The organism is Bartonella sp. B10834G3, assembly GCF_016102505.1.
Taxonomy (GTDB): domain Bacteria; phylum Pseudomonadota; class Alphaproteobacteria; order Rhizobiales; family Rhizobiaceae; genus Bartonella; species Bartonella choladocola.
The window spans coordinates 220202-244239 of the sequence record NZ_JACFOM010000002.1 but is presented as its reverse complement, the minus strand read 5'-3'; the positions used below and the strand labels follow the sequence as shown (position 1 = coordinate 244239).

At 45.2% G+C, this 24038-nt stretch carries 24 protein-coding genes and 1 tRNA gene; 6 read left to right on the top strand and 19 right to left on the bottom strand.

Features of this window, described 5'->3' with window-relative positions:
* Nucleotides 1-279: 279 nt before the first annotated feature.
* Entirely contained in the window at nt 280-1149 is an 870-nt protein-coding gene (locus H3S94_RS06525) for an alpha/beta hydrolase (protein ID WP_198240600.1), read from the top strand.
* On the opposite strand, the gene hisN is transcribed toward H3S94_RS06525, so the two are convergent.
* Entirely contained in the window at nt 1139-1927 is a 789-nt protein-coding gene (gene hisN, locus H3S94_RS06520; RefSeq protein ID WP_370541005.1) for a histidinol-phosphatase, read from the bottom strand. The two genes, H3S94_RS06525 and hisN, sit on opposite strands and share 11 nt — an antisense overlap.
* A 202-nt stretch (nt 1928-2129) precedes the next feature.
* Complete coding sequence (locus tag H3S94_RS06515; protein WP_077991973.1) at nt 2130-3008, bottom strand: N-formylglutamate amidohydrolase; 879 nt, start codon at nt 3006-3008, stop codon at nt 2130-2132.
* Nucleotides 3009-3205: 197 nt separating this feature from the next.
* On the opposite strand from H3S94_RS06515, the gene cpdR reads away from it, so the two are divergent.
* Together cpdR and H3S94_RS06505 are read left to right on the top strand one after the other, a co-directional pair.
* The gene (cpdR, locus tag H3S94_RS06510) at nt 3206-3568 is read left to right on the top strand and encodes a cell cycle two-component system response regulator CpdR (RefSeq protein WP_075870787.1); all 363 of its coding nucleotides are present in this window, start codon (nt 3206-3208) and stop codon (nt 3566-3568) included.
* Nucleotides 3569-3670: 102 nt separating this feature from the next.
* Nucleotides 3671-3745: transfer RNA gene (locus H3S94_RS06505), tRNA-Val, on the top strand.
* Nucleotides 3746-4781: 1036 nt separating this feature from the next.
* On the opposite strand, the gene H3S94_RS06500 is transcribed toward H3S94_RS06505, so the two are convergent.
* The 5 genes from H3S94_RS06500 to H3S94_RS06480 form a co-directional block, all read right to left on the bottom strand.
* Nucleotides 4782-5288, bottom strand: coding sequence for a MerR family transcriptional regulator (locus H3S94_RS06500; protein ID WP_077991968.1), 507 nt, complete (start codon nt 5286-5288; stop codon nt 4782-4784).
* 175 nt (nt 5289-5463) lie between these two features.
* Nucleotides 5464-5775, bottom strand: a complete 312-nt coding sequence (locus H3S94_RS06495; protein ID WP_077991967.1) for an integration host factor subunit alpha — start codon at nt 5773-5775, stop codon at nt 5464-5466.
* Nucleotides 5776-5849: 74 nt separating this feature from the next.
* A complete protein-coding gene (locus H3S94_RS06490) occupies nt 5850-6824 on the bottom strand; it encodes a beta-ketoacyl-ACP synthase III (RefSeq protein WP_198231028.1) in 975 nt (324 codons plus the stop codon).
* 59 nt (nt 6825-6883) lie between these two features.
* The gene (gene plsX / locus H3S94_RS06485) at nt 6884-7942 is read right to left on the bottom strand and encodes a phosphate acyltransferase PlsX (RefSeq protein WP_198231027.1); all 1059 of its coding nucleotides are present in this window, start codon (nt 7940-7942) and stop codon (nt 6884-6886) included.
* 133 nt (nt 7943-8075) lie between these two features.
* Complete coding sequence (locus tag H3S94_RS06480) at nt 8076-8654, bottom strand: DUF177 domain-containing protein (RefSeq protein WP_225868155.1); 579 nt, start codon at nt 8652-8654, stop codon at nt 8076-8078.
* 221 nt (nt 8655-8875) lie between these two features.
* Here H3S94_RS06480 and H3S94_RS06475 point away from each other — a divergent pair, with 221 nt between their 5' ends.
* Nucleotides 8876-9388: an outer membrane protein assembly factor BamE gene (locus H3S94_RS06475; protein WP_369805230.1), complete on the top strand. Its 513-nt coding sequence runs from the start codon at nt 8876-8878 to the stop codon at nt 9386-9388.
* A gap of 148 nt (nt 9389-9536) precedes the next feature.
* Here the strand turns inward: H3S94_RS06475 and nusB are convergent, their stop codons facing one another.
* From nusB to glyA, 6 genes are all read right to left on the bottom strand, one after another.
* Nucleotides 9537-10016 (bottom strand): transcription antitermination factor NusB, encoded by a 480-nt coding sequence (nusB, locus tag H3S94_RS06470; RefSeq protein WP_198240599.1) that lies wholly within the window; start codon nt 10014-10016, stop codon nt 9537-9539.
* Nucleotides 10013-10468: a 6,7-dimethyl-8-ribityllumazine synthase gene (locus H3S94_RS06465; RefSeq protein WP_077991958.1), complete on the bottom strand. Its 456-nt coding sequence runs from the start codon at nt 10466-10468 to the stop codon at nt 10013-10015. Before H3S94_RS06465 ends, nusB begins: the two co-directional genes overlap by 4 nt.
* 206 nt (nt 10469-10674) lie before the next feature.
* Nucleotides 10675-11283 carry a riboflavin synthase gene (locus tag H3S94_RS06460; protein WP_077991954.1) on the bottom strand — a complete coding sequence of 203 codons (609 nt, stop codon included), beginning with the start codon at nt 11281-11283 and terminating at the stop codon, nt 10675-10677.
* Nucleotides 11268-12380, bottom strand: a complete 1113-nt coding sequence (gene ribD, locus H3S94_RS06455) for a bifunctional diaminohydroxyphosphoribosylaminopyrimidine deaminase/5-amino-6-(5-phosphoribosylamino)uracil reductase RibD (RefSeq protein ID WP_198240598.1) — start codon at nt 12378-12380, stop codon at nt 11268-11270. The genes H3S94_RS06460 and ribD overlap by 16 nt, the downstream gene beginning before the upstream one ends.
* Complete coding sequence (gene nrdR, locus H3S94_RS06450) at nt 12370-12855, bottom strand: transcriptional regulator NrdR (RefSeq protein WP_077991950.1); 486 nt, start codon at nt 12853-12855, stop codon at nt 12370-12372. The genes ribD and nrdR overlap by 11 nt, the downstream gene beginning before the upstream one ends.
* Nucleotides 12856-12875: 20 nt before the next feature.
* Nucleotides 12876-14183 carry a serine hydroxymethyltransferase gene (gene glyA / locus H3S94_RS06445; RefSeq protein WP_077991948.1) on the bottom strand — a complete coding sequence of 436 codons (1308 nt, stop codon included), beginning with the start codon at nt 14181-14183 and terminating at the stop codon, nt 12876-12878.
* A gap of 384 nt (nt 14184-14567) precedes the next feature.
* Between glyA and argC the strand changes: the two genes are divergently transcribed.
* A complete protein-coding gene (gene argC / locus H3S94_RS06440; protein WP_198240597.1) occupies nt 14568-15503 on the top strand; it encodes an N-acetyl-gamma-glutamyl-phosphate reductase in 936 nt (311 codons plus the stop codon).
* A 152-nt stretch (nt 15504-15655) separates the two neighbouring features.
* On the opposite strand, the gene H3S94_RS06435 is transcribed toward argC, so the two are convergent.
* The 6 genes from H3S94_RS06435 to pcsA all read right to left on the bottom strand — a co-directional run bounded on the left by H3S94_RS06435 (nt 15656) and on the right by pcsA (nt 22614).
* Nucleotides 15656-16762, bottom strand: coding sequence for a COX15/CtaA family protein (locus H3S94_RS06435; protein ID WP_198231333.1), 1107 nt, complete (start codon nt 16760-16762; stop codon nt 15656-15658).
* A gap of 124 nt (nt 16763-16886) precedes the next feature.
* Entirely contained in the window at nt 16887-18656 is a 1770-nt protein-coding gene (locus tag H3S94_RS06430; protein WP_198240596.1) for a hypothetical protein, read from the bottom strand.
* A 124-nt stretch (nt 18657-18780) separates the two neighbouring features.
* Entirely contained in the window at nt 18781-20070 is a 1290-nt protein-coding gene (locus tag H3S94_RS06425) for a murein L,D-transpeptidase (RefSeq protein ID WP_198240595.1), read from the bottom strand.
* A gap of 180 nt (nt 20071-20250) precedes the next feature.
* The gene (locus tag H3S94_RS06420) at nt 20251-20667 is read right to left on the bottom strand and encodes a DUF6163 family protein (protein ID WP_077991941.1); all 417 of its coding nucleotides are present in this window, start codon (nt 20665-20667) and stop codon (nt 20251-20253) included.
* The gene (locus H3S94_RS06415; RefSeq protein ID WP_198240594.1) at nt 20667-21716 is read right to left on the bottom strand and encodes an enoyl-CoA hydratase/isomerase family protein; all 1050 of its coding nucleotides are present in this window, start codon (nt 21714-21716) and stop codon (nt 20667-20669) included. Before H3S94_RS06415 ends, H3S94_RS06420 begins: the two co-directional genes overlap by 1 nt.
* A 130-nt stretch (nt 21717-21846) precedes the next feature.
* On the bottom strand, nt 21847-22614 hold the full coding sequence (pcsA, locus tag H3S94_RS06410) for a phosphatidylcholine synthase (RefSeq protein WP_304504621.1): 768 nt from the start codon (nt 22612-22614) through the stop codon (nt 21847-21849).
* Nucleotides 22615-22793: 179 nt separating this feature from the next.
* On the opposite strand from pcsA, the gene H3S94_RS06405 reads away from it, so the two are divergent.
* A complete protein-coding gene (locus tag H3S94_RS06405; protein WP_077991938.1) occupies nt 22794-24011 on the top strand; it encodes a UbiH/UbiF family hydroxylase in 1218 nt (405 codons plus the stop codon).
* Nucleotides 24012-24038: the final 27 nt, after the last annotated feature.

Below are 24038 nucleotides of genomic sequence, written 5' to 3'. Positions count from 1 at the left end.
TAACTATAAGCTGTTACCGCAAAATTCTGCGATCAGGTCGGGCTTGTCGAAGTGCGGGTTCATGGAGCTTCAAATTCCGCACGTCAATCCACGTATTCGGCCCACGTCTTCGGCAGGCAATTGCAACGGCAACCGGATATTTCCGGCAAACAAGAAATGCTTTTTTAAATTTTGCGGAATAGATAATTGTTGTTCGTCAATGACCAGCAAAGAAAGATGCGATAATTGCCTGCCTGCCTTTTGAAAGATGAAATGCCGATGCCGCTCCTGCATACTTCTATGCTTGAGACGTCGGATAACAGACAATTGCGAATTATAAAATATACAAGAAAATCCGGCTATCAAAAAGGTACGGTTATTTTCCTGCAAGGTGTAGCCGACAATATTGCAAGATATAAAGAACTGTTTTCAAAGCTTGACGAGCGTGGTTTTTCCTATGCATCATTCGACTGGTACGGGCAAGGCGGTTCTCTGCCGCCGAATAAAGGCAAACACGAAAATTTCCGACACAGATTCGACATTAACCGGCATATAGGTGACCTTGATGATTTCCTCCATCGAATTGTTTATACCGACTGCCCGCCTCCTTATTATTTTCTCTGTTATGAAACGGGATGTCTCATCGCTATCTCGGCGATAGATGTCATTAACAATCAATGCGACCGCCTCATCGGTATTTCACCCCTTTTTAGCCCGTTAGGCTATAGAATCGGCGGCATTCATTACAAAATCAACAAAACACTGAGCGATTTCGGTTTGGGCAGGATGAAATTGAAACAAAGCGCATGTCTGGTTCGTAAATCCTGTTCCCCTTTAACCGCTGGATCGGATCATAATGAACAAAAACAGCTCCCGCTGCTTGACAGGCACTGGCTGGCAGACATCTTTGAAACGGCTGCTTACGCAAAACAACGTTTACAAAAAAACGACCAGCGCTTTCCGGCATTGTTTGTGACCAGCCATAATGACAGCCTAGCTAGCGCATCTGAGGTGCGCAGATTTTGTCATGATGTCAGGCTTGCAGATACAATCACACTATCGGGAGCAAGCCACGACCTATTTCACGCAAGTGATTGGCACAAAAAACAATTCTGGGCTTTATTCGATGCTTTTATACCGGGCACCAATGCTTACGATATTAACCGTTGAGGATAGATGACGCTGCATCGAACAATTCCGGCGTTGAAGCTGCAATAATATTTCCGGCTTCTTCCGCACCACCACCGTTCCACTGCCTGATAACGCCGCCTGCCTGCTCGACAATAGGTATGAGCGCCATAATGTCATATGGCTCCAGCCCTGTTTCCACTACCAGATCGACAAAACCGCAAGCAAGCATAGCAAAGGCATAACAATCCGAACTGTAACGCGTTAAGCGGACTTTCTTTACCAGCTTTTCAAAACGTGTTTTTGATTCACCTTCAAACAGCTCCGGAGCGGTTGTAAACATTGTGGCTTTATCAAGTGTTTTACAGTCGCTGACGGCCAGTTTACGATGGCTACCATCAAGCAGCGTATTCAAATAAGCTCCCTTGCCACAGCTATAATATATTTCACGGGTGAAAGGTTGAGCCATCATGCCGGCAACTGCTTTTCCACTTTTCATGAGGCCGACGAGACTTCCCCAAATTGGCATTCCGGTAATAAAAGAGCGCGTTCCGTCAATCGGATCAATGACCCAGACATTATCATTCAGTCCTTTCAAGGTGGGAAATTCCTCTCCCAATATTCCATCATCCGGACGTTCCTGATGAATAAATTCCCGTAAAGCGATTTCGGTTTTGCGATCGGCAATTGTAACCGGATCAAACCCCTCTTTATCCTTATTGTCTATCGACAGCGAATGCCGAAAAAAGGGAAGCGATGTATCGGCAGCGATTTGCGCAAGTTTTTCAAAGAAATCAAATCCTGGAAGATTGGTCATCATCTGCTCCCGATCACTTGTATTACGGTCATTACGGCACGGATTAGACAAAAAGTTTTAACCGGCTTTGTCGGAAAACTCAATGTCGGGCATTACATTTCCGATTGCGCGTGAATTTCCACCTGCGATATTCTTATCCCGACAATTTGCCATATTATTCAACCGTTCGACCGATTTGAAAATCTGTCTCAAATTTAAAAAATAATTATTCTGCCGCCACTTTCGTGGTCATGAAATGACCTTCGGGAAAGGCCATAATATCCGAAGCAAGCCCCGTGAGGTCATTTTGCAGGACCGGAAAATTATGATTGGGTTCCAACGTAATTTCATCCAGATAAAGGCTTCTATTAATTTCTATTTGAAGAGCATGAATATTTTCGCAAGGTCGACCGTAATTTGCGGTGATGAAACCTCCGGAATAAGGCCGATTGAGAGCGACATTATAACCCTTTTGCTCCAATCTATCGGTTACATATTCAACGAAAGCATTCGCACAAGACTGGCCATATTGATCGCCCAGAATAAAATCGGGTTGTTGACCGCCATTAAAAAATCTCAGTTTTCCCGGCATCGAATGGCAGTCGATAAGAACTGCAAATCCGAAACGTTCTCGCATCTCATCGAGTTTCCTTGCGAGATGTTCATGATAAGGTACATAAAGCCCGTTGATACGCTCCAAAGCATCGCTCAAGTGAATACGCCCGTCATAAATCGGAACGCCAGTTGCAACAATCCTCGGTATGATTCCCAAGCCCGCAAGAACACGTGTCGAAGGCTTCGGAACATCTTCCGGCAATGGCTCGAAAAACATGTCGCCATCAAGTTCATCGCGCTCGCGATTGACATCCAGAAAGGAGCGCGGGAAATTTGCCGCCATGAGAGCTGCACCAAGCTCGACGACATTGCGGAAGAGAAGATCGACAAAACAATCTTCCGATATGCGTATTGTAAAATTGTCCAGACTCGACTGCTTTAAAAAGCTCTTGGGGTAAACACGCCCCGAATGGGGCGAGTTGAAGAGAAACGGAACTCTGAGTTCAGCCGGTTCAAAATATTGGAACGCTGCAACACCATCTAAATCCATTTCCAAAACCTGCAATCAATGTCTTTTTCAATAAAAACCGTAAACCGAATGCACCTTCATTCGCAACCGCGAATTAACCATTATGAGAAACAAAGTTGCACCGACAGCCTTTATCGCTTTTTTTACGAACCTAATTTATTGTATGAATACGAAAGAGATAAGCATCCAATTCAAATAAACAACTGCTGGACACTATAATGAAACGAATTTTGCTTGCTGAAGACGATAACGATATGCGTCGATTTTTAGCAAAAGCCCTGGAACGGGCCGGTTACGAAGTTACCGATTTCGATAACGGTGCAAGCGCTTATGAACGCCTACAGGAAGAACCCTTTTCGCTGCTCCTGACCGATATTGTTATGCCGGAAATGGATGGCATCGAACTGGCGCGCCGCGCAACCGAAATAGATCCGGATTTACGAGTCATGTTCATTACCGGATTTGCAGCGGTCGCACTCAATTCCGATAGCAACACACCACGCGACGCAAAAGTACTATCAAAACCGTTTCATTTGCGAGAACTCGTCTCGGAAGTCGAAAAAATGTTGATAGCAGCCTAGGAAACAGGTTTTAAATTTCCATTTTTTCCGGATTATGAACTATTTTTTTTAAAAAGGCATTGACCTGACTGAATTGATATGGTGTATGCACCAACATCAGATGGGCGTGTAGCTCAGAGGGAGAGCACTACATTGACATTGTAGGGGTCACAGGTTCAATCCCTGTCACGCCCACCATCTGTTTTCCATTTATCCGTTTTTCCGATTGTGTTTCGACACCATCCCGATTATCGGTTCTATTGCTTCCCGACTTTAAAAGCTTTTTTTGAAACCCCCTCTTCAATGGCTGACGAGGCAATTCCAACAATTTTAAAATTCAGTCTCTCGACATTAGAAGGTCGCATTAAAACTGCGACTGTGCTCCCGAAATCAGTAACGATTCTTGCCGATGAAGAACGGTCGAACTTAAAGACATATCGGATTATCACGGAATAAGATTGCTGATAAATTTTCAACTTTTTCTCAAAGCTACCACCGGTTTTTTCGCAAAATATCAGCCGGTCGGGACGATAACGAGCAAGACAACGACGAATACAAAAATTGGTGAGAGGTAACGTTTATATAAAGAATGAGCCTTCAGAATGCTTGATTGCAAAAATCACCGAGTTTTCATCGCTGTGACAGGACTAAAATAATTTTCAATAGAAAGAATATCGGAACCGGTTTTGATCCGCTGATAGTTGTCAGAACAAGAAAATGACTTTTTCACCCGCTTACTTGCGGCCAAATCCAACCGGATGGCTGTTATTACGTTTTTGTCCGGTTTATTTCATAAGGTGCATATTTTAAAAACTATTAAACTCTTACCAGTAAATAAAAATACATTTTTCAATATAAAAAACCATTTTATAAATTTACATTATAAATACTTAATAACATAATATAAAATAATTTATATTATTTTTTTATTATACATGTTTTATAATGGTATTTTTTAAACAATAACCTCTAATTGAAATGGATAATGCCTGATTAACTTCTGCGCCTATAATGTTATTAAAATATATTGTTATTGAAACTGTTTCATGAATGACAGAACTGAATTATTCATTGCCGAGACTGTAGCGACTGTTCGGAAAAATTAATTTTGAAGAACGGTGGCGGCTGCTTGCAAAAACCGTGAATTCAGAACGAAAGCAGCCTTTCAATGCAAAGGAGGAGATTTCAATAACAGGAAACCGTTTAGCCGAAGGTTTCTCGCCCCTGCCCTCATTTAACGGGCGCGGTCAAGCACTCTTTTGCATTCAATCAATTCAAACAGCGCTTCTTGCAGTAGCGTTTTGTTATCTTTGCCTTTTCCGATATTGCTGCCCCCCACTTCCGCATCCGAATCGGACTTCATGAAGCTGAATAAGCCTTTGGATTGCTGCGGTTTGGCTGGAATCGGGGTATTTTCAGCCTCTTCCTCGGCTTTCTTTTTTTGCGTAATCGCATCAATCGCCGCAATATCACCGTTACCCAAGGCGACAACAAAAGCGATGCCATTGTCCTTTAACAGACGTTGCGCGCCTTTAATGGTATAGCCCTGTTCATATAAGAGTTGGCGAATGCCTTTCAGTAAATCAACATCGGCCGGACGATAATAACGACGGCCACCACCGCGCTTTAACGGTTTTATCTGTGAAAAACGTGTTTCCCAAAATCTCAAAACATGCTGGGGGAGATCCAACGCTTCAGCAACTTCGCTGATGGTACGGAAAGCATCCGGACTTTTATCCATTTTTTGCCCTTTGCCGACTGCAACTTGATGTTTGGCCTGATATTAAGTTCCGGCGTCTTCAAACGCTTTCAGCCTTTCAAGCCTGTGTGAAAGTCTTGCAGCTTCATTGATAGATAATTATCACAATAGCTATCAATAACACGAACTTTAGCAAAACTGAAACTGTTATGCCGATCTAGGATTTTTTTGAACGATGGCCATCCAGAATTTTTTTCTTCAAAACATTGGATGCTTTGAATGTCATGACGCGACGCGGTGAAATCGGAACTTCTTCACCGGTTTTCGGATTACGGCCAATGCGTTCGGTTTTATTGCGAACATGAAAAGTTGCAAATGAAGATAATTTGACAGTTTCACCCTTAACGATTGCATCGCAAACTTCGTCAAGGATCATTTCAACCAACGAAGCCGACTCTGTACGTGACAGGCCAACTCTTCTGCAAACTGCATCCGCCAAATCTGCGCGCGTCACTGTAGTACCAGACATAACTATCGCCTTCTTTAAACTGAAGTACAAAAAACATATACGTTATATTTATGATCGGTCAACCCGTCTTGCGGTTACCAGCGGATAAGAATTGCTCCCCATGTGAATCCGCCACCCATCGCCTCCAACATGACAAGATCACCTTTTTTAATTCTACCATCATTAACAGCAACTGCAAGTGCCAGAGGAACCGACGCAGCAGAAGTATTCCCGTGTTGGTCGACAGTGATAACAACTTTTTCGTCGGCAATGCCGAGTTTTTTTGCCGAAGCATCAATGATACGTTTGTTAGCCTGATGCGGAACAAACCAGTCAAGTTCCGATGGAGAAATGCCGGTTGCCGAAAAACAATCGTCCACAACGTCGGTAATCATTCCGACCGCATGTTTGAAGACTTCGCGCCCCTCCATTCGCAAATGACCGGTTGTTTGCGTTGTTGACGGCCCCCCGTCAACATAGAGCTTGTCAACAAATGCACCGTCAGAGCGCTGTTTACAAACAAGAATACCCCGGTCACTATTATCGCCATTTCCGCTTTCGATTGCTTCAAGGATAACGGCACCGGCGCCATCACCGAAAAGCACGCAAGTCGAACGATCATTCCAATCAAGAATGCGGGAAAATGTCTCGGCACCGATAACCAATATCCGCTTTGCCATGCCGCCTTTTAAATAAAGGTCGGCAGTTGTGAGCGCGAAAATGAAACCCGAACAGACAGCCTGCACGTCAAAAGCAAAACCGTGTGACATCCCCAAGGCGTTCTGGATTTCGACAGCAGACGCAGGAAATGTGTGGTTTGGCGTAGCCGTGGCAAGGATTATACAGTCAATATCGGCAACTGTAAGCCCTGCATTATCAAGAGCGGCCTTTGCGGCGGCAGTCCCCAGAGAGACCGTTGTCTCGCCTTCACCGGCTATATAGCGCTGGCGGATTCCTGTTCGTTGAACGATCCATGCGTCGGATGTCTCGACAATCCCCTCAAGCTCGCTGTTCAACATCTTCTTTTTTGGCAGCGCACTGCCTATGCCGCATATGGCAGATCGAATCATTCAGTTCTATCCTTAACCAGCGAATCAATGTTCAGTTATCAATGCGTTTGTTTATGTTTTCAATCATGTACCGTGTGGTCACCATGGTCGAGAAGTTCCGGTTTTTTATCGTGAAAATGCCTCAAATCCGCTGCAATTTTCTCCAAAAGCTTGTTGTTAACCATTTCATAGCCTACACGCAAAGCAGAAGCAAACCCATCTGCATCGGTTCCGCCATGACTTTTGATAACAACTCCGTTAAGTCCCAGTAATACACCGCCATTCACGCGGCCAGGATCCATTTTCTGTTTGAGCTTACGAAAAGCACTAATTGATAAAAGATAGCCGATCTTTGTCAACAATGAACCGGACATGGCTTCCCGCAAAATTTTTGCCATTTGCCGCGCTGTTCCTTCAGCAGCTTTCAATGCGATATTTCCGGAAAAACCTTCTGTCACCACGACATCTACTGTTCCCTTACCAATATCGTTTCCTTCGACAAAGCCCTTATATTCCAGCCCATCGAGACCAATCTCGCGTAACATCATACCGGCTTGTTTGATTTCATCCAGACCTTTGACTTCCTCGACACCAATATTGAGTAAGCCTACTGTTGGCCGTTTGACATTATAAAGTGCGCGGAACATACCTGCCCCCATCACTGCCAGATCAACGAGCTGATCGGAGGAAGCACCGATCGTCGCACCAATATCGAGCACAATGCTTTCACCGCGCAAAGTCGGCCACACGCCCGCAATACCCGGCCGATCGGCTTCCTCCATCATTCTTAGACAAAAATAGGACATTGCCATTAACGCGCCGGTATTACCGGCCGACACACAAGCATCCGCCTCGCCTTTTTTAACAGCTTCGATTGCTGCCCACATGGATGATTTGCCACGGCCGTTACGCAAAGCCTGACTGGGTTTTTCATCCATCCGTGTGTAGGTTTCGGTTGCAATGAATGTCGAAGAAGAACCAAGCTCCGGATAACGTTTCAAAACCGGTTCTACCGCACTTGCCACACCATAAAAAATAAAACGTATTTCAGGAAAACGCTTCTGCGCAATTGCAGCACCGGCAATTGTGATCTCAGGGCCGAAATCGCCGCCCATTGCATCCACAGAAATTCTGATCACTCTCAAATGTCCTATTAGTTTCTAATTCTATATAAGGCCGCGTCACTTGGTTGCGATGGCGCATGAAACTTTAAGCCGAAAATACCGGTTTTAAGCCATTATACAACTATAAAATTTGTTTTTTCGACGACCATTACGATTTCAGTTGTTTCAAAACAGCAAAAGGGGAAGGTTCTTTTTCTTCATTTCCGGTGTCTTCAATATAGTTGCCATCAACCCCTTCCTTTCGCGGATAAGGATTTAAAGAAAGCTCGAAGAATTCCTCCAGAAAAGCACCGACATCTATGCTATCCCCATGAAATACTTCCGGCGTATCAGGCCCTTCCGCATCAATGAAGACTTCGCCCGTATGATCCAGCTCTTCATATTTCACAAGCTTGGAGTCTTCGGGAATAAAAACCGATTGAACTTCCTCTTCAACATGTTCGGGAATTGGTTCCAGTGTAACGACACAGGCCTGGACAATGTCTGCTTCAAACTTTCCCTTGATACGAACGCCCCGTTTTTTCCACGGCGAAACATGGACATCCGCATGAAATGAATCGACGCTTAAAAGACCATGGTTTTCCTTGAGTTTTTGGCGTTCTTTTTCGTCTGCATCAATTTTTATTCGCACACCTTTTACCGGCAATGAACGAACATTGACCGGATAATGGATTGCAAAACTCATGAGATGGCAATCGTTTTCGTTTGTGTGGTCATTATTGTGCATAATGGGCCTCATTCCAGTGTTCAACTTTAAAACTGTGTTTGATACATGCATCTTTTTCTGCACAGGCAAGATGAGGTGTATAAAACGACGTAAAATGTTTCCTGTTTTCCATACTCATTGTTAATAAATAGAAGTCGGCAACGATGCAATCTATTGCAAACGGCTTTAAGGTGGTTTAGGCAAAAAGATTGAAGAATAGTTTTTCCCCCGCCATGCGTTAGATGGAGATGTCATTGTTTCACACGATCCGCATTAAAACCCAAGCTAAGCATGGGTTACTTATCGGTTTAATCGCTGCTACGGCAATCACATTGAGTGGCTGCAAATCCCATGATTTCCTCAAGACAAGCCAAACATACAATGAAGGTTATGTGCTCGACGAGTCGGCACTTGCTTCTGTGCCGGTGGGTTCAAGCCGCGATCAGGTTTTGCTCGCCCTCGGTTCACCTTCAATGACTGCAATGTATGATAACGAGGTCTTCTATTACATCTCGCAAACGCGCTATCGCGGTGCACAATTCATGAAGCCCAAGATTGTTGATCGTAAAATTCTGGCTATCTATTTCAACAAGAACGGTCAGGTTGAACGGATAGCGAATTATGGCCTGCAAGACGGAAAAGTTATCGATACGATCACCCAGACAACGCCAACAGGTGGTCATGACCAGTCGTTCCTGTCGCAATTGATAAAAGGCTCGAAGGGCGTTCCCCAATTGCCACAAACGGGCAGGTAAATTTTCCTGCCCGCAAAGCCGATTTCGGCAGTAAATTAAGGCTTTCATCCCGTTTACTGAAAACGAAAAACCGGCAGACAAAAATAAAAGCTCTATCTTCCGATAGAGCTTTTTTTAAATATTGAATGCAATTTCAGCTTTTGCAACTTTATTGTTCGCGCAATTCTTTTGCCATTCTATCAAGCACGGCATTGACCATCCTCGGTTCATCACCATCAAAAAATGCTTTGGCAATATCGACATATTCGCTGATTGCGACAGCAACCGGTACATCTTTACGGTTTTTTATTTCCCAGGCACCGGCCCGCAATATCGCACGTAAAGTTGAATCAATACGTGACAGCGGCCAGTCTTCAGGCAAATGTTGACGAATCATAGGATCAAGTTGGCGTTGCTCTTCCACCACACCGGCAATAATAGCACGGAACCATTGTGGGTCGGCTTCAAGATATTGTTCGCCATCGACTTCCTGCCCCAACCGATAAGTTTCATATTCCAAGGTTATTTCAAGAATACCGGTACCGGCAACATCCATCTGATAGAGAGCCTGGACAGCAGCCAAACGCGCCGCGCCGCGTTTATTTGCACGGCGCGACCCATTACGATTATTGGCAGAAGTGTTATTCAACGATTTGCTCCGAATTTGTCTTTCAGTGCGATCATATGCAATGCGGCTTCGGCGGCAAAGCCACCCTTGTTCTTCTTATCCGGCAAAGCGCGAGCCCATGCCTGTTTTTCATTTTCGACTGTGATAATACCGTTGCCGATAGCCAATCGTTTGCGAACGCTCAAATCTGCAATGCCCCGACATGATTCGTTAGAAACGATTTCAAAATGGTATGTCTCACCCCTGATAACACATCCCAATGCGACATAACCGTCGTATTTTTTTTCACCCTTTTCGGCAAATGCAATCGCTGCCGGAATCTCCAAAGCTCCCGGAACAGTTACAACATCAAAATCTGCGTTAGCCTGTTCAAGTGTTTCTGTTGCACCTTTCAACAAGGCGTCCGAAATTTCTTCATAAAACCGGGCTTCTACAATAAGGAGATGAGCCTTCTTTACGTTTTTCTTTGTCATAATCTGATCCTATAACTCAACAATCGGGTTGGCACTTTACGTCCCTCAAAGCCCATCACAACAATGAGGTTGAGCCAATATCCCTTCATTTAGAACAGTTTTTGAAAATGCGAAAGCTGCTTTTCTTAAATTGCTTCCAACGAAAAGGATATTTAAGGACTAAGGGTAAATGGATACAAATGAATATCGGACTGTATAGTAACCGGTTACCTGACAAATTCGGAAAGTCGCGCGGCGTAACGCGCTAACTGGTCTATTTCCAGATTGACGAGATCACCCGTTTTCCGCTCGCCCCAGGTCGTTACATTCAGCGTATGACGAATAATCAATACATCGAACAAATTGTCTTTGACAGCATTGACTGTCAAAGATGTGCCATTCAGGGCAACAGAACCTTTACGGGCAATAAAACGGGCCAATTCGTCCGGTGCTTTTAGTTGAAACCTTCTGGCGTCGCCTTCTTCCGAAGTTTCAACAATTTCAGCCAGACCATCAACATGGCCGGAAACAAGATGCCCGCCCATTTCATCGCCAAGTTTCAATGAACGTTCAAGATTGACATGACTTCCAACCTTCCAGCTTGAAATGTTGGTAAGGCGCAAAGCTTCTTCCCATGCTTCAACAGTGAATGACGATTCTGGCGCATGATCTCCCGATTTATCGACCACCGTCAGGCAAATACCGGAACAGGCAATCGACGCACCAATATCGATTGTGTTCACATCGTAATGATTGCGGATTTTGATCCGCAGTCCCTCATTGAGAGGCTCTAAATCGGCTATTTCACCTATATCCGTTACTATTCCGGTAAACATTCGCGACGACATCTCCATTCACTGTAACTATCCTCGCCAAAATTGGCCTCATTGACCTTGTTGAAGTTCACAAGGTACTTGCTGAAATCGGGGGCAGCTATTTCTTTTTTTCCCAATATAAGTTTTGAACGGAAGAGTGCAATCCTGTCAACCAGCCCATGATCGAGAAAAGAACATGCCGTTGCCCTTCCCCCTTCCAGCAAAAGGCTTGAAATACCTTTTTGATACAATGTGTTAAGAATATCTCGCGGTGCAAATTCACCATCCTTATCATCAAGTTCAAAAATATCGATTCCACTCTTTTCAAGGTCCGCCTTTTTCTTGGGATCCACATTTTTGCCTGCGATAATCCAGGTTGGTACATGCTTTGCCGTCTCGACCAAGCGGCAATTCTCACCAATCGAAAGCTTGCGATCAATCACGACACGTATTGGGGAGCGTTCTTCCAACCCCGGCAAACGACAGGTAAGTTCGGGATTGTCGGCAAAAACAGTCTTTATTCCAACTGCGATTGCTGCATTTTCAGCGCGCATTATGTGGCTTATGGAATGCGATATTCCATTGCTGATCTGAACATTTCGCTCGCCTTCCACACCGATACCGTTATCTGCCGAAATAGCCATCTTCAAAGTGACTTCGGGACGGGCCAATTGTCTTGTTACAAGATATGCACTCAGTCCTTCATAGGCCTGATTTGCCAATATGCCGGTTTCAACAACAATCCCAGCATCTTCCAACATTCTTATCCCGCGTCCGGAAACTCTTTTATCCGGGTCGCGAATGGATATGACGACACGTTTTATTCCTGCATTTATCAATGCATTCGCACATGGCGGCGTTTTCCCGTAATGTGAACAAGGCTCAAGCGTTACATAAGCTGTGCCGCCACGCGCATTTTCACCGGCCATTTTTAACGCTTGTGTTTCCGCATGTGGTCGGCCACCGGTTTCCGTTACGCCATGGCCGACAATCGTCGTGCCATCAGCCCCGACGATAATAGCACCCACAGAAGGATTTTCAGCCGTTTCGCCAAGATGCCGACGCGCCAGACGAATGGCAGCCGCCATAAAACGATAATCGTCAGCTCTATCTGCCATTTTTAATGTTGTCTTTATCTCCGTCACGATCCGACAGCTCATCAATTACATCGTGAAAATCACTGGCATTGCGAAAATTGCGATAGACCGAAGCAAAACGGATATAGGCAATGTCATCAATGCCCTTCAAAGCTTCCATGACAAGGTGACCGATCTGTTCGGTCGATATTTCCGGTTCTCCGGAACTTTCAAGCTGGCGAACTATACCGGATATTGCCCGTTCAACCCGTTCGGGATCAACATTCCTCTTGCGCAAGGCAACTTCGACAGACCGCATCAACTTGTCTCGATCAAAGGGGACGTGTCGTCCACTTTTCTTTGTCACCATCAATTCGCGCAATTGCACACGCTCGAATGTGGTAAACCGCCCGCCGCATACAGGACATATGCGACGGCGGCGGATAACCGAGCCATCTTCGGCCGGACGCGAGTCCTTTACCTGGGTATCTTCCGATTGACAGTAAGGACACCGCATTTTTTACTCCGTTCAAATCATTAACCAAGATAAGGATATAGCGGAAAACGTTCAGTCAATGCATGAACTTTTTCGCGTACATGCGCTTCAACAGCGGCATTGCCTTCGTCCGAATTTGCAGCTTTGAGGCCATCCAGAACTTCCGAAATCAGCTCGCCTATCTCATCAAACTCTTTTTCACCGAAACCGCGTGTTGTTCCAGCCGGTGTACCAAGTCTTACACCCGATGTAACGAACGGTTTTTCGGGATCAAAGGGAATGCCGTTCTTATTGCAGGTGATATGCGCCCTGCTCAAAGCACTTTCTGCACGCTTACCTGTAGCGTTTTTCGGCCGCAAATCAACCAGCATCAAATGGTTATCAGTGCCACCCGATACAATATCAAGGCCATTTTTAATCAAGCGGGCCGACAATGTTTTTGCATTGGCAACAACATTTTTCGCATAAGTTTTGAAAGACGGGCGCAATGCTTCACCGAATGCAACAGCCTTCGCAGCAATGACATGCATGAGCGGCCCGCCTTGAATACCGGGGAACACAGCCGAGTTGATCTTTTTTGCGATTGCCTCATCATTGGTCAAAATCATGCCGCCACGCGGCCCACGCAAGGATTTATGTGTTGTCGAGGTTACAACATGGGCGAAAGGTACCGGTGAAGGATGAACACCGCCTGCGACCAAGCCCGCAATATGCGCCATATCGACCATCAGATAAGCGCCGACTTCATCGGCAATTTCACGGAAGCGCTTCCAATCCCAAAAGCGGGAATAGGCCGTGCCGCCAGCAAGTATAAGCTTGGGCTTATTTTCGCGGGCAATACGTGCGACTTCGTCCATGTCTATTTTCTGGTCGTCGCGTCTCACACCATAGGAAACCACGTTAAACCATTTGCCTGACATGTTAACCGGTGAACCGTGGGTCAAATGCCCGCCGGAATTGAGATCAAGACCCATAAATGTATCGCCCGGTTTCAGGAGCGCGAAAAAGACCGCCTGATTCATCTGGCTACCGGAGTTCGGCTGCACATTTGCAAAGGCTGCGCCAAACAGCTTTTTGGCCCGTTCTATTGCAAGATTTTCAACCACATCAACATATTGGCAGCCGCCATAATAACGTTTGCCAGGATAACCTTCGGCATATTTATTGGTAAGAACCGAACCTTGTGCTTCAAGTACAGCACGCGATACGATGTTTTCCGATGCAATCAACTCGATTTCATCGCGCTGACGGGAAAGCTCGCCGCGAATGGCATCATAGATCTCGGAATCAGTTGTTTGAAGATCGTCATTAAAAAAGCGCTTTTGCGCCACATCCACTTGGTCGCTCATGGGAAATATTCCTAACAATGAAAAATAGCCGCTCAATAATTATCACAGCGTTACAATATGTTATACGCTTTCACAGCCAATAGCCAATATTTAGCAAAAAATCTTCACAAAAATGGCCGGTTTTTACCAATTTTATTTGGCAATCATCTTTTTGCGGTTTTCACACCCCTGTTAGCAGTCCTGTTGATATAAACGCACAAATATTGAAAAACGCGCAAATATTGAAAAAAGAATTGTTTTTTTATTCCCTGAAGCAGGTATATTGGCTTTCTCCATAATGGCAATGTTCATAGGTTATATGTTCTTCCAAATTTCCAAAATCCGGTTTACTTCAATCCGGTCAATCATTTGGAACATATCGCCAAGACGCTCAGGTACAAAACAATGCGGACAAAAGTTTTTATTGATGGTGAACATGGTACAACCGGCTTACAAATCAGGAAGCGGTTGGCATCACGCGATGATCTCGAAATTCTTTCCATCCCTTTGGAAGACCGGCACAATGATGCTGCACGTTTCGAGCGTTTGAACGAAGCCGATATTGCCATTTTATGTCTTCCCGACGATGCGGCGATTGCAACAGTCAATGCCGTTGCTGAAAACCACAAATTACGCATTATTGACAGTTCGACCGCTCACCGTATTTCGCCACAATGGGTCTATGGTTTTGCCGAACTTACCGAAGGGCAAGCAGAGCGGATTGGTTCCGCACGATTCGTCGCCAATCCCGGCTGTTATCCAACCGGAGCGCTCAGTATCATCCGGCCATTGCGCGAAGCGAATCTTATAGACGAGAATTTTCCGGTCTCCATCAATGCGGTGTCGGGCTATACCGGCGGCGGAAAAAAAATGATAAGCCAGATGGAAAATCAGAACGGCGATGACAGGATTACTGCCAATTATTTCCTTTATGGACTCAATCTCCGACACAAGCATGTGCCGGAAATTCGGGTTCATGGGAAACTGGCAAAAACACCGCTTTTTGTGCCCAGTGTCGGACGGTTTCCTCAAGGTATGATTGTGAATATACCTCTTCACAACTCTCTTTTGAAAAAACACGTCACCGGCAATGATCTAAGAACAATTTTCAATGACCATTATCGTCATAGCAAACTTATCAGCGTCGCCACAGAAGAAGAAAATAACCGTTTGGTACGCCTTGATGCCGAGCTGCTTGCTAACACCGACAAGCTGAAAATATTTGTATTTGGCGATGATGCTGCCGGAATTTACAATATTTCGGCGGTACTTGATAATTTGGGTAAAGGTGCTTCCGGTGCTGCTGTGCAGAATCTTGATCTGATGATCGGAAAATCATGACACCGTAACATCACTAAAATCTAAAAATTTAAATGTAAAAATAAAGGTCGGCTATTTCTTTAGCCGGCCTTTTATTTAAGAATTCACTCTTCGGCTTTTCAGCAGACTAGAAAAACAGCGTTTCCGGTCAGTTCCAATAATCATGGTTCCGGTTATGCGCTTAACTCTCTCGCTTTATTTACGCTTGTTTCCGCCGGATAGGCACCTTTGGTCGCACGCCAATGGGCAACAGCGAATACAAGAACCAGTAACGCTACGCCCTGATGGATCAATCCCCAACTGATCGGAGCTTCCAGCAACAAGGTGATGATGCCGAAAACAGCCTGCACAATGATTGCTACAAGCAGCAGCATTGCACGCCTTGCATGTGTTGTTCCCGAAGCGAGCTTTTCAACCTTCAAAGCATGGACAAGCGCTGCCAACAACAGAAGATAGGCAAAACAACGGTGAACAAATTGCACAGTCAGTCTGTTCTCGAAAAAGTTCCGCCACGTCGGTTGATCGGCAAGCAAGCCTTCCGGCACCAACTGCCCGTCCATCAAAGGCCAGGTATTATAAACCTTGCCGGCATGCAATCCTGCGACAAGCGCACCAAGGTAAATTTGTACAAGCACCATCAACACCAGCCAACCGGCAAATTTCTGTATGCTGCGATTGGCAGGCTTGTCGCTATAGTCGGCAAGTCCGCGTGAAACATAAGTGACAAAAATCACCACAATACAAGCCGTGACAAGATGGATTGCGAGACGATATTGACTGACGCTCGTCAAATCACTGGCACCGAGACCGGAAGCAACCATCCACCAGCCAATTGCACCCTGAACGGCAATAATCACCGGAACGGCTATCAATTGCGGAAGAAAGGTTTTCTCTATCCGCTTCGTTGCCCAGAACCAGATAAGACCGAATAAAGCAATAACGCCGACAAGACGTGCCAACAAGCGATGCGCCCATTCCCACCAGAATATTCCCTTGAATTGAGAAAGTGTCATTCCCTGATTGACGACTTTATATTGGGCTATCTGTTGATATTTCTCGAATTCGTCCTGCCATTCGGCTTCACCAATTGGCGGGATGACACCGTGAACCGGCTTCCATTCGGTGATCGACAATCCCGATCCGGTCAAACGCGTGGCACCGCCAACAATGACTATTGCCAAACACAGAATTAAAACCGCATAAAGCCAAAGCTGTATCATCTTGCGATTGCGTGCCTGTCTGGCATTAGGCACGGTTTCATCAATTGCGGTCATAGTCATCATCAGACGCTTTCACTTGATAATATGCGCCGGAATTATCCGGTTCTTTTTCCTATTGGTGCAGCAATGTTCTCAAGAAAACAAGGGTATAATCCGCGACAAGCCGTCGCGTCCGGCGAGTTTATCAACTGTCGATAAGCGTGAACAGCGGTTGATCCGAATATTTTGAAAACAAATTGCGCCAGCTATCCTGATCGTTCAAATCATGACAGGAAATAACGAGGCAATTGCTTTGTTTGAATATCTCTTCGACACCGAATTCGGACACCTCTGACATTGCAATCAGAATAACCGCATATTGTTCTTTCAGTGCGTCAATGAGTGTCGGTATATCGCTTGCAAAATCTTTCGCTCTAAGAAGACTTGCAATCCCCCTCGGCAAAATATCGACGCCGGTGTCATAATCGCTATAAATAACTTCGGAAATCTTCGCATCTCCCGTAAGCACATCGGTAAAACCGCGGTGCGGACCAATCAAATTCCCGATTTCATTGGTTGAAATATCAACAAGCAGAACAGATTTTTCCACGCTCCTTAACTTCATTGACAAACGTGCCGAGGCTTGGGCCGCGTCTTTCCCGACAACCGTAACAGTCCTCAAATTGAACTTCCGGATCTCGTCAACCAATCCGGCAAAGTCCAGTTTTAATTGTTCAGGTGCTTTTACCGGCGCGCTAGAAATATCGACACTGTTTTTTGAAGTTTGCGATTTTTCCTGTCCTGAGACGTGTTTTCTTTCTTTCTTCCAACACTTTGCTAAAAAAAGGCTAGCGACAAGAAGAACTAAAAAAATGACAAGTGTAAAGATTGAAAGTGGCCACCCAAAACGGGATAAGAGAGAGCGTTTTTCAACGCTTATCGGACTGACTTCGATATTTTGGTTGTCCGCCAAGCCTCTATCATCTGTTTTTTTATCATAATCCGCCCATATAGACTTCAACTTTTCTTCCAGTTGATCGAAGGCTTGTTTACCCGATTGATTATTTATGTCACCGGCTTTAATTAGCTCGTCACGCAAACCGTTCTCGACCTTCACACAGAGATCGGCTTCAGTATAAAGGCGTTCAATAGCGAGATTTATATGGCGATCAAGTTCCTGCTTTAACGCATTTTGTTCGCTCATCATTGCTTTGATTTGCGGATGCGTGCTGCCCAACTGCGTTTCCATATGGGCTATTTCTGTTGCCAATTTATTCAAATTGGCCCTTGTATTTTGAACAGCCGGATCTCTTGCAATAAAGTCGAGATCGAGCGGCGATTTTCCGGTCTCAAGCAAGTTTCCCAGAACTTCGATGGAAGCCATATAAGCAATGCGATTATCGACTGCGGAAATCAACGCGCCATAAAGTTCTGCGTTACCAGCTTTATAATCGTCCGTTTTCCAATTTTTTTTGAAATTTTCGAGAGCAGACTCAAGATGTTTGTTGCGCTCCTCGCGTATTTTGGAAAGCTCGTTGCCGTTCCCGCGCTGATCGCTGTTTAAAAATTCTTTTGTCAAAACGTTCAAAACATTTTGCAACATCAAGCGGGCACGTGTTCCACTTTCATCAGAAAAAATCAATTCGATATGATCGGGATATTCTTTGACAGAAAGCGAATGATAGAAAGCTGTCAGATCATTTCCAATGGCTGCATCCTTTAAAAAATGAGCCATTTTTTGATAAACGGCGTCGGATGGCAAAACTGGTGGCACATTTTCTTTTATGCCATCGGGTGTCCTGAAACCGGCTTTTTGCCGGATTGAAAATTCGGCTTTTGCATCATAGATTTCCGGCTTTGACAGGCAGTAAAGAAGAGCAATAACAAAACAAACGACTGTAGCCAACAAAACCATGACAATGTTTTGTGGCGTAAATTGCTTGAAGTAATTATCCGATCCGGCTTTTCTGGTCATTCCCGTTCAACTGGTACAAAGGCTGTTATGCTCCAGATAGACCAGAAGGAGTAACTATCCCCTTAAAAAAACAAAATAAAACCGCCTTGAAGGCGGTTTTTGATGTTTTTGTTATCAATTTTGCTCAACCGGCTGTATCAAGAGCCAATTGTGACGATCCGTCAAGGTGATAGATGTCGTCACGGAACTGGACCACGCCTTCGCCTGTCGACCATCCCGAAATATAGACAAAATGAAGCGGAATAGGATCCGGAATGTTAATCGGCGTATTCTGGCGGGAAGAAATCACCGCCTCCATACGTTCTCTGTCCCAACCCGGCGTATTTTTCAAAATCCATACATTGAGATCGCGAATGTTCTGGATGCGGATACAACCTGACGAATCAAAGCGCATCAGACTGTTAAACAGCGTCTGGATTGGCGTGTCATGCATGTAAACCGAATAAGGATTGGCAAAATTGATTTTCGTCGAAGACATCGCATTGATTTTGCCGGGATCCTGCCTGAACATCATGCCGACAGCTTCATCGCTATGCCAGTCAATGCTTTCGGGCGACACCTCTTCACCACGACTGTTGAAGACGTGGATGTTGTTGTCGGAAAGATAGGATGGGTTTTTCTGCATTAACGGAATGATATCTTTCCGGATAATGGACTTTGGTACAGTCCAGAACGGATTAAGAATAACCTGACTGATTTTTGAGTCCAACAATGGTGTTTGCCGGTCAATCTTGCCGACGACAGCCGTATGACGTTGAACGACAACGCCGTTTTCAACCGCTTCGATTTGAGCGGCGGGTATATTGACCATAACAAAACGTTGTTCTTTCGATGTCATCTCGACTTTCGGCTTCAAACGCTCGACATTGATGTGGAGCTGGTTCAGCCGTGTCTGGGCATCAACATTCAACGATTTATATGTTGATTCACCGGTCACACCATCTGCCGGTAAACCATGACGGGCTTGAAAGCGTTTAACGGCAGCATCGACATAAGTATCGAAAGATTGAGACATCCCGATACCGCTTTGAAGATCACCGGAAGCAGCAAGGCGCTGACGCAGTGCAATAACTGCAGGATGTGTTACACCAATTCGCAATTTCCCCTGTTCTGTCGGCACTCTTTGCCAACCACCGCGGCTCACGATCTCTTCATATTGCGCTATTGCCCTTTGTGTGTATTCAACAGTTGCAGAACTCAACACCGGCTGGTTTGAAGCAACTCTTGCTCCGGCGGAAGGGGCCGCGTCAAACTGGTCGTCCCAACGTGCGCGTCCGGATTGGGCAAACAACATATTGTTCGCCTGAGCAATTGTCGGTGCACAGGACAAAGCCGTTAAAGTGACCAGAGATTTCAGAAAGAGTCTTCGCCCGATAAGAGAGTTTTTGGCAGATGTCATATTTTTATGTGTCATTCCCGATTTTTCCAAGCACACCATTGCCGATAAATATCGACACCCATGCTAAAAAATATTTAATGGAAGTATTGTTGCGTTTTCTTTGCTTGATACATTTTTGTGTCTTTATCATGTCTAACGAAAAGTACACCTTGAACATTCCGATGATATAGACAGCTTCCCGTTAAAAATAGGTAACTAGAGTAACTTTTTGTTAGTTTTGAGGTGGAGCAAAACCTGCATCATAATAAATAGCAACAGAATCAGGAAATGGAATACCGCAAGTGAGGGAAAGAAAACAAAGTTCGCGCTATAGAGAGTAAATGCCAATGATTCCGTCAGTGCGGCAAAAAACCATAAAATAATTCCCCACAGAGATCCCATCCATAGTCCGAGAGCCGCAATCGGATAAATCACCGACAAAACAACAGTCAAAACCTGCCAAAGCCACGGCATCCTGTCGATACGCCACAATTCACCGGGAAATACGCCAACAAGTCGGATCCAATAAAAAATTGCAAATAAAAGAGCAATGACAGCAATACAGCGAAGAAAAATCGAATAAGCCGATAATACCAGATTTGGTTTAACCACTTGACGCAACTGGTTATCCATCAAATCTCCAATTCTTTCTCGACCGGCTGAAAATAGGAATCGACAATTTCATCGCTTACTCCGGCTAAACTATCCGGTTGCCAATGCGGATCATTGTCCTTGTCAATCAATACGGCACGCACACCTTCATAAAAATCATGGTTGTCCATCATATGATGGGCAATTCTGTTTTCAACTTTCAAGCAATCATTAAGTCCCAGCGGCTTACATTGCGTCATCGACCGCCAAATGACAGCCAGACTGGTCGGCGAGCGTTTCAAGAGAGTTTCAAGCGTTGTTTTTGCAAACTCGTTCCCCTCGCCTGCTTTCTGTTTTAATATGTTGATACATTCTTCAAGTGACTCCGTACCGAAACATTCACCGATTAACGATCTTGTTTCGGCGCCGGTTTCAAAATTGACCTCGACAGAATATTTTTCCAGAGCCGGACGTGGATTGCCTTGTTCGATAATACTGGCTCGCAAATCTTCCAGATTTTCTTGCGATACAGCATGGGTGGCCAACCCTGTTTGCAAACAGTCGCCCCATTTGCATCTGGCACCGGTCAGCGCCAAATACATACCGAAATTTCCGCCCAAGCGTGAAAGAAAATCACCGGCGCCGACATCCGGAAAAAAACCGATAGCACTTTCCGGCATAGCGAAAAGTGTGTTTTCGGTAACGATGCGATGAGAACCGTGAACCGAAATACCTGCGCCACCCCCCATACAAATCCCGTCGAGTATCGCAATATACGGCTTCGGAAAACGCCCGATATAACCGTCAAGCTTATATTCGGAAGAAAAATAATTGTATGCCGGACGCCCTGCCTTGCCTTCTTTATAGGCCGAGACAACATCGCCACCGGAACAGAATGCTCGCCCCTCTCCCTCGACCATCACGCACAATACGTCATCATCGGTTTCCCAACTGCGCAACGCTTTTTCAATAGCAAGCACCATGTTTAAACTTAATGCATTCAACGATTCGGGGCGTGTGAGCCGGATGATTCCGGCGCGACCTTCTTTCAAAAACGTGACCTCGTTCCCGCCACCAAAATCAAGTTGCATCGCCCAAAACTCCTTAGGAAAACTGAAAGGCTTTCGCTATTTAAATCATTATGCACATCAAAATCAATCGACCTTGGCAGTTCCGAACGCACGCAAACGACAAAAATTAATTTTTGGTAAATTTTGGCGCTTAAGCTCTACGCGCCCCCAAGCCTGGAAACAATTGCATGACCGCACCGATAAGATAAATATACAAACCGGAAATTGTCATGCCGATTTTCACCCATTCGGGAGCATCGAGCCGATAACAAATGCCGATAATACCAAGCGCACACCAGATCAGAAAAATAGTGAGGTTAAGCGGGCGCAAACGCACCACCCTGACGGGATGCAGAAAATAGATCGGGAGAAATGAGATAATCGCCGATATGACCACGATGCTGAACGCTGCCCATTCGCCGGGCTTGACAATAAACAAAGTGAAAATCAACATGTTCCAGACAACCGGAAAACCTTTAAAAAAGTTCTCCCTGGTTTTCATGCCCGTGTCGGCGTAATAAATCGCTGAAGAAACGACTATGATTGCGCCTGAAAGAAACGACAATCCTTCGCCCATAAAACCGCTTTGATAAAGTGCAAATGCAGGAATGAGGACGTAAGTAACATAGTCGATAATATTGTCGAGCAGCTCGCCCGACCATGTCGGAAGAACATATTTGACTTGCAGTTTTCTGGCGATGGGTCCGTCAATGCCGTCTACCAAAAGCGCAAGGCCTAGCCAACCGAACATTGCTGTCCATTCTTTCTCGGAAGCGGCAACCAATGACAGGAAAGCCAGAAACGATCCCGATGCAGTAAGAAGATGAACAGAAAATGCCCGTGCTTGTGGCATTGTTACTTTTTTATGACGTAACTTCTCAGCACCACTCTTTATTTTGCCGGCAAGTTTGTTTTTCAAAGCAGTATAGTCCCTCTTGTCAAATGTGATTATCACATTCCTGCATGAATTTTTATGCTCTTTGTATCACCGATCACAAAAATTGAAACAATTGATTGTAATTACTGGATTGATCCACATATTGTGTTAACACTGATAAGTGATTGTTCCCGAACATAATCCAGCAGAAAGGCTTGGCAATGGCAGCTCCGGCAGATAAAAACAAGAAGGCAATAGCAATCATCGGCGCGGGGCCGGCGGGCATGATTTCTGCGCTTGCAGCAGCGCAAAAAGGTTTTCGATCGTTTTTGATCGGCCCTGATACAAATGCCAATGATTTACGTACCACTGCCTTGATGATGCCGGCTATCAAAATTCTCGATTCTCTTAATATCTGGAAAAATTTGCAAGATGAAGCGGCAGCACTTTCAACCATGCGAATCGTTGACGGGACAAAAAGGCTCATCCGCAGTCCGGTCGTGAGCTTCCGTTCATCGGAAATCGGCGAAATCGCATTCGGTTACAACATGCCGAATGTGGCCTTGAATAGCGCAATCAATAAGGCCGTTCTTGACTGTGAACTCGTCGAAAGATTGGAACTTTCCGCAAAATCGGTTGTGCATTCTAACGACCACATAACGATCACTCTTGACGACGATACCACATTGGACGTTGGTCTTGTCGTTGCGGCCGACGGAAGAAATTCAAAAGCACGTATTGCTGCCGGAATTGATTGTCGCCAATGGAACTATCCTCAAACTGCGGTTATTCTGAGCTTTTCGCATGAATTTCCACACAATAATATATCGACCGAATTTCATACGGAAGACGGGCCGTTTACACAAGTTCCGTTGCCAGGCAACAAATCGAGTCTGGTTTGGGTTCTCAATCCCGAACGCGCCAATAAAATTCTTGGTCTTGGGCCGGAAGGACTTGCCCGTGCAATCGAAGAGCGTATGCAGGCAATGCTTGGAAAAGTGACCGTGATAACGCCGGCTCAGGCGTGGCCATTATCCGGTATTGTGCCGAAATCCTTTGCGACAAAACGAACAATTCTTGTTGGCGAGGCAGCCCATGTATTTCCGCCAATCGGTGCGCAAGGGCTCAATCTCGGCGTTCGCGATGCCATCAATATGGTCAAAGCCATAGAGAGCGACGTGAGCGATCCGGGGAGTGATCGGGTTATGGAAAACTACAATAAATATCGAAAAACCGATATTTGGGTTCGTACCGGTTCTGTCCACGCTCTCAATAAAGCACTTCTTTCCGATATGTTGCCTGCACAACTGGTCAGAAGTCTCGGCCTCGAATTGTTGAGAAATTTTGCACCGCTCAGAAATATTTTTATGCGTGAGGGAATGTATCCGGGAAATGGTATTCGCGCGATCGTCAAGACTTTTTGCCCGTCTCCCAAATAGATTTTGTAATAAAATATCTAAAGTTTT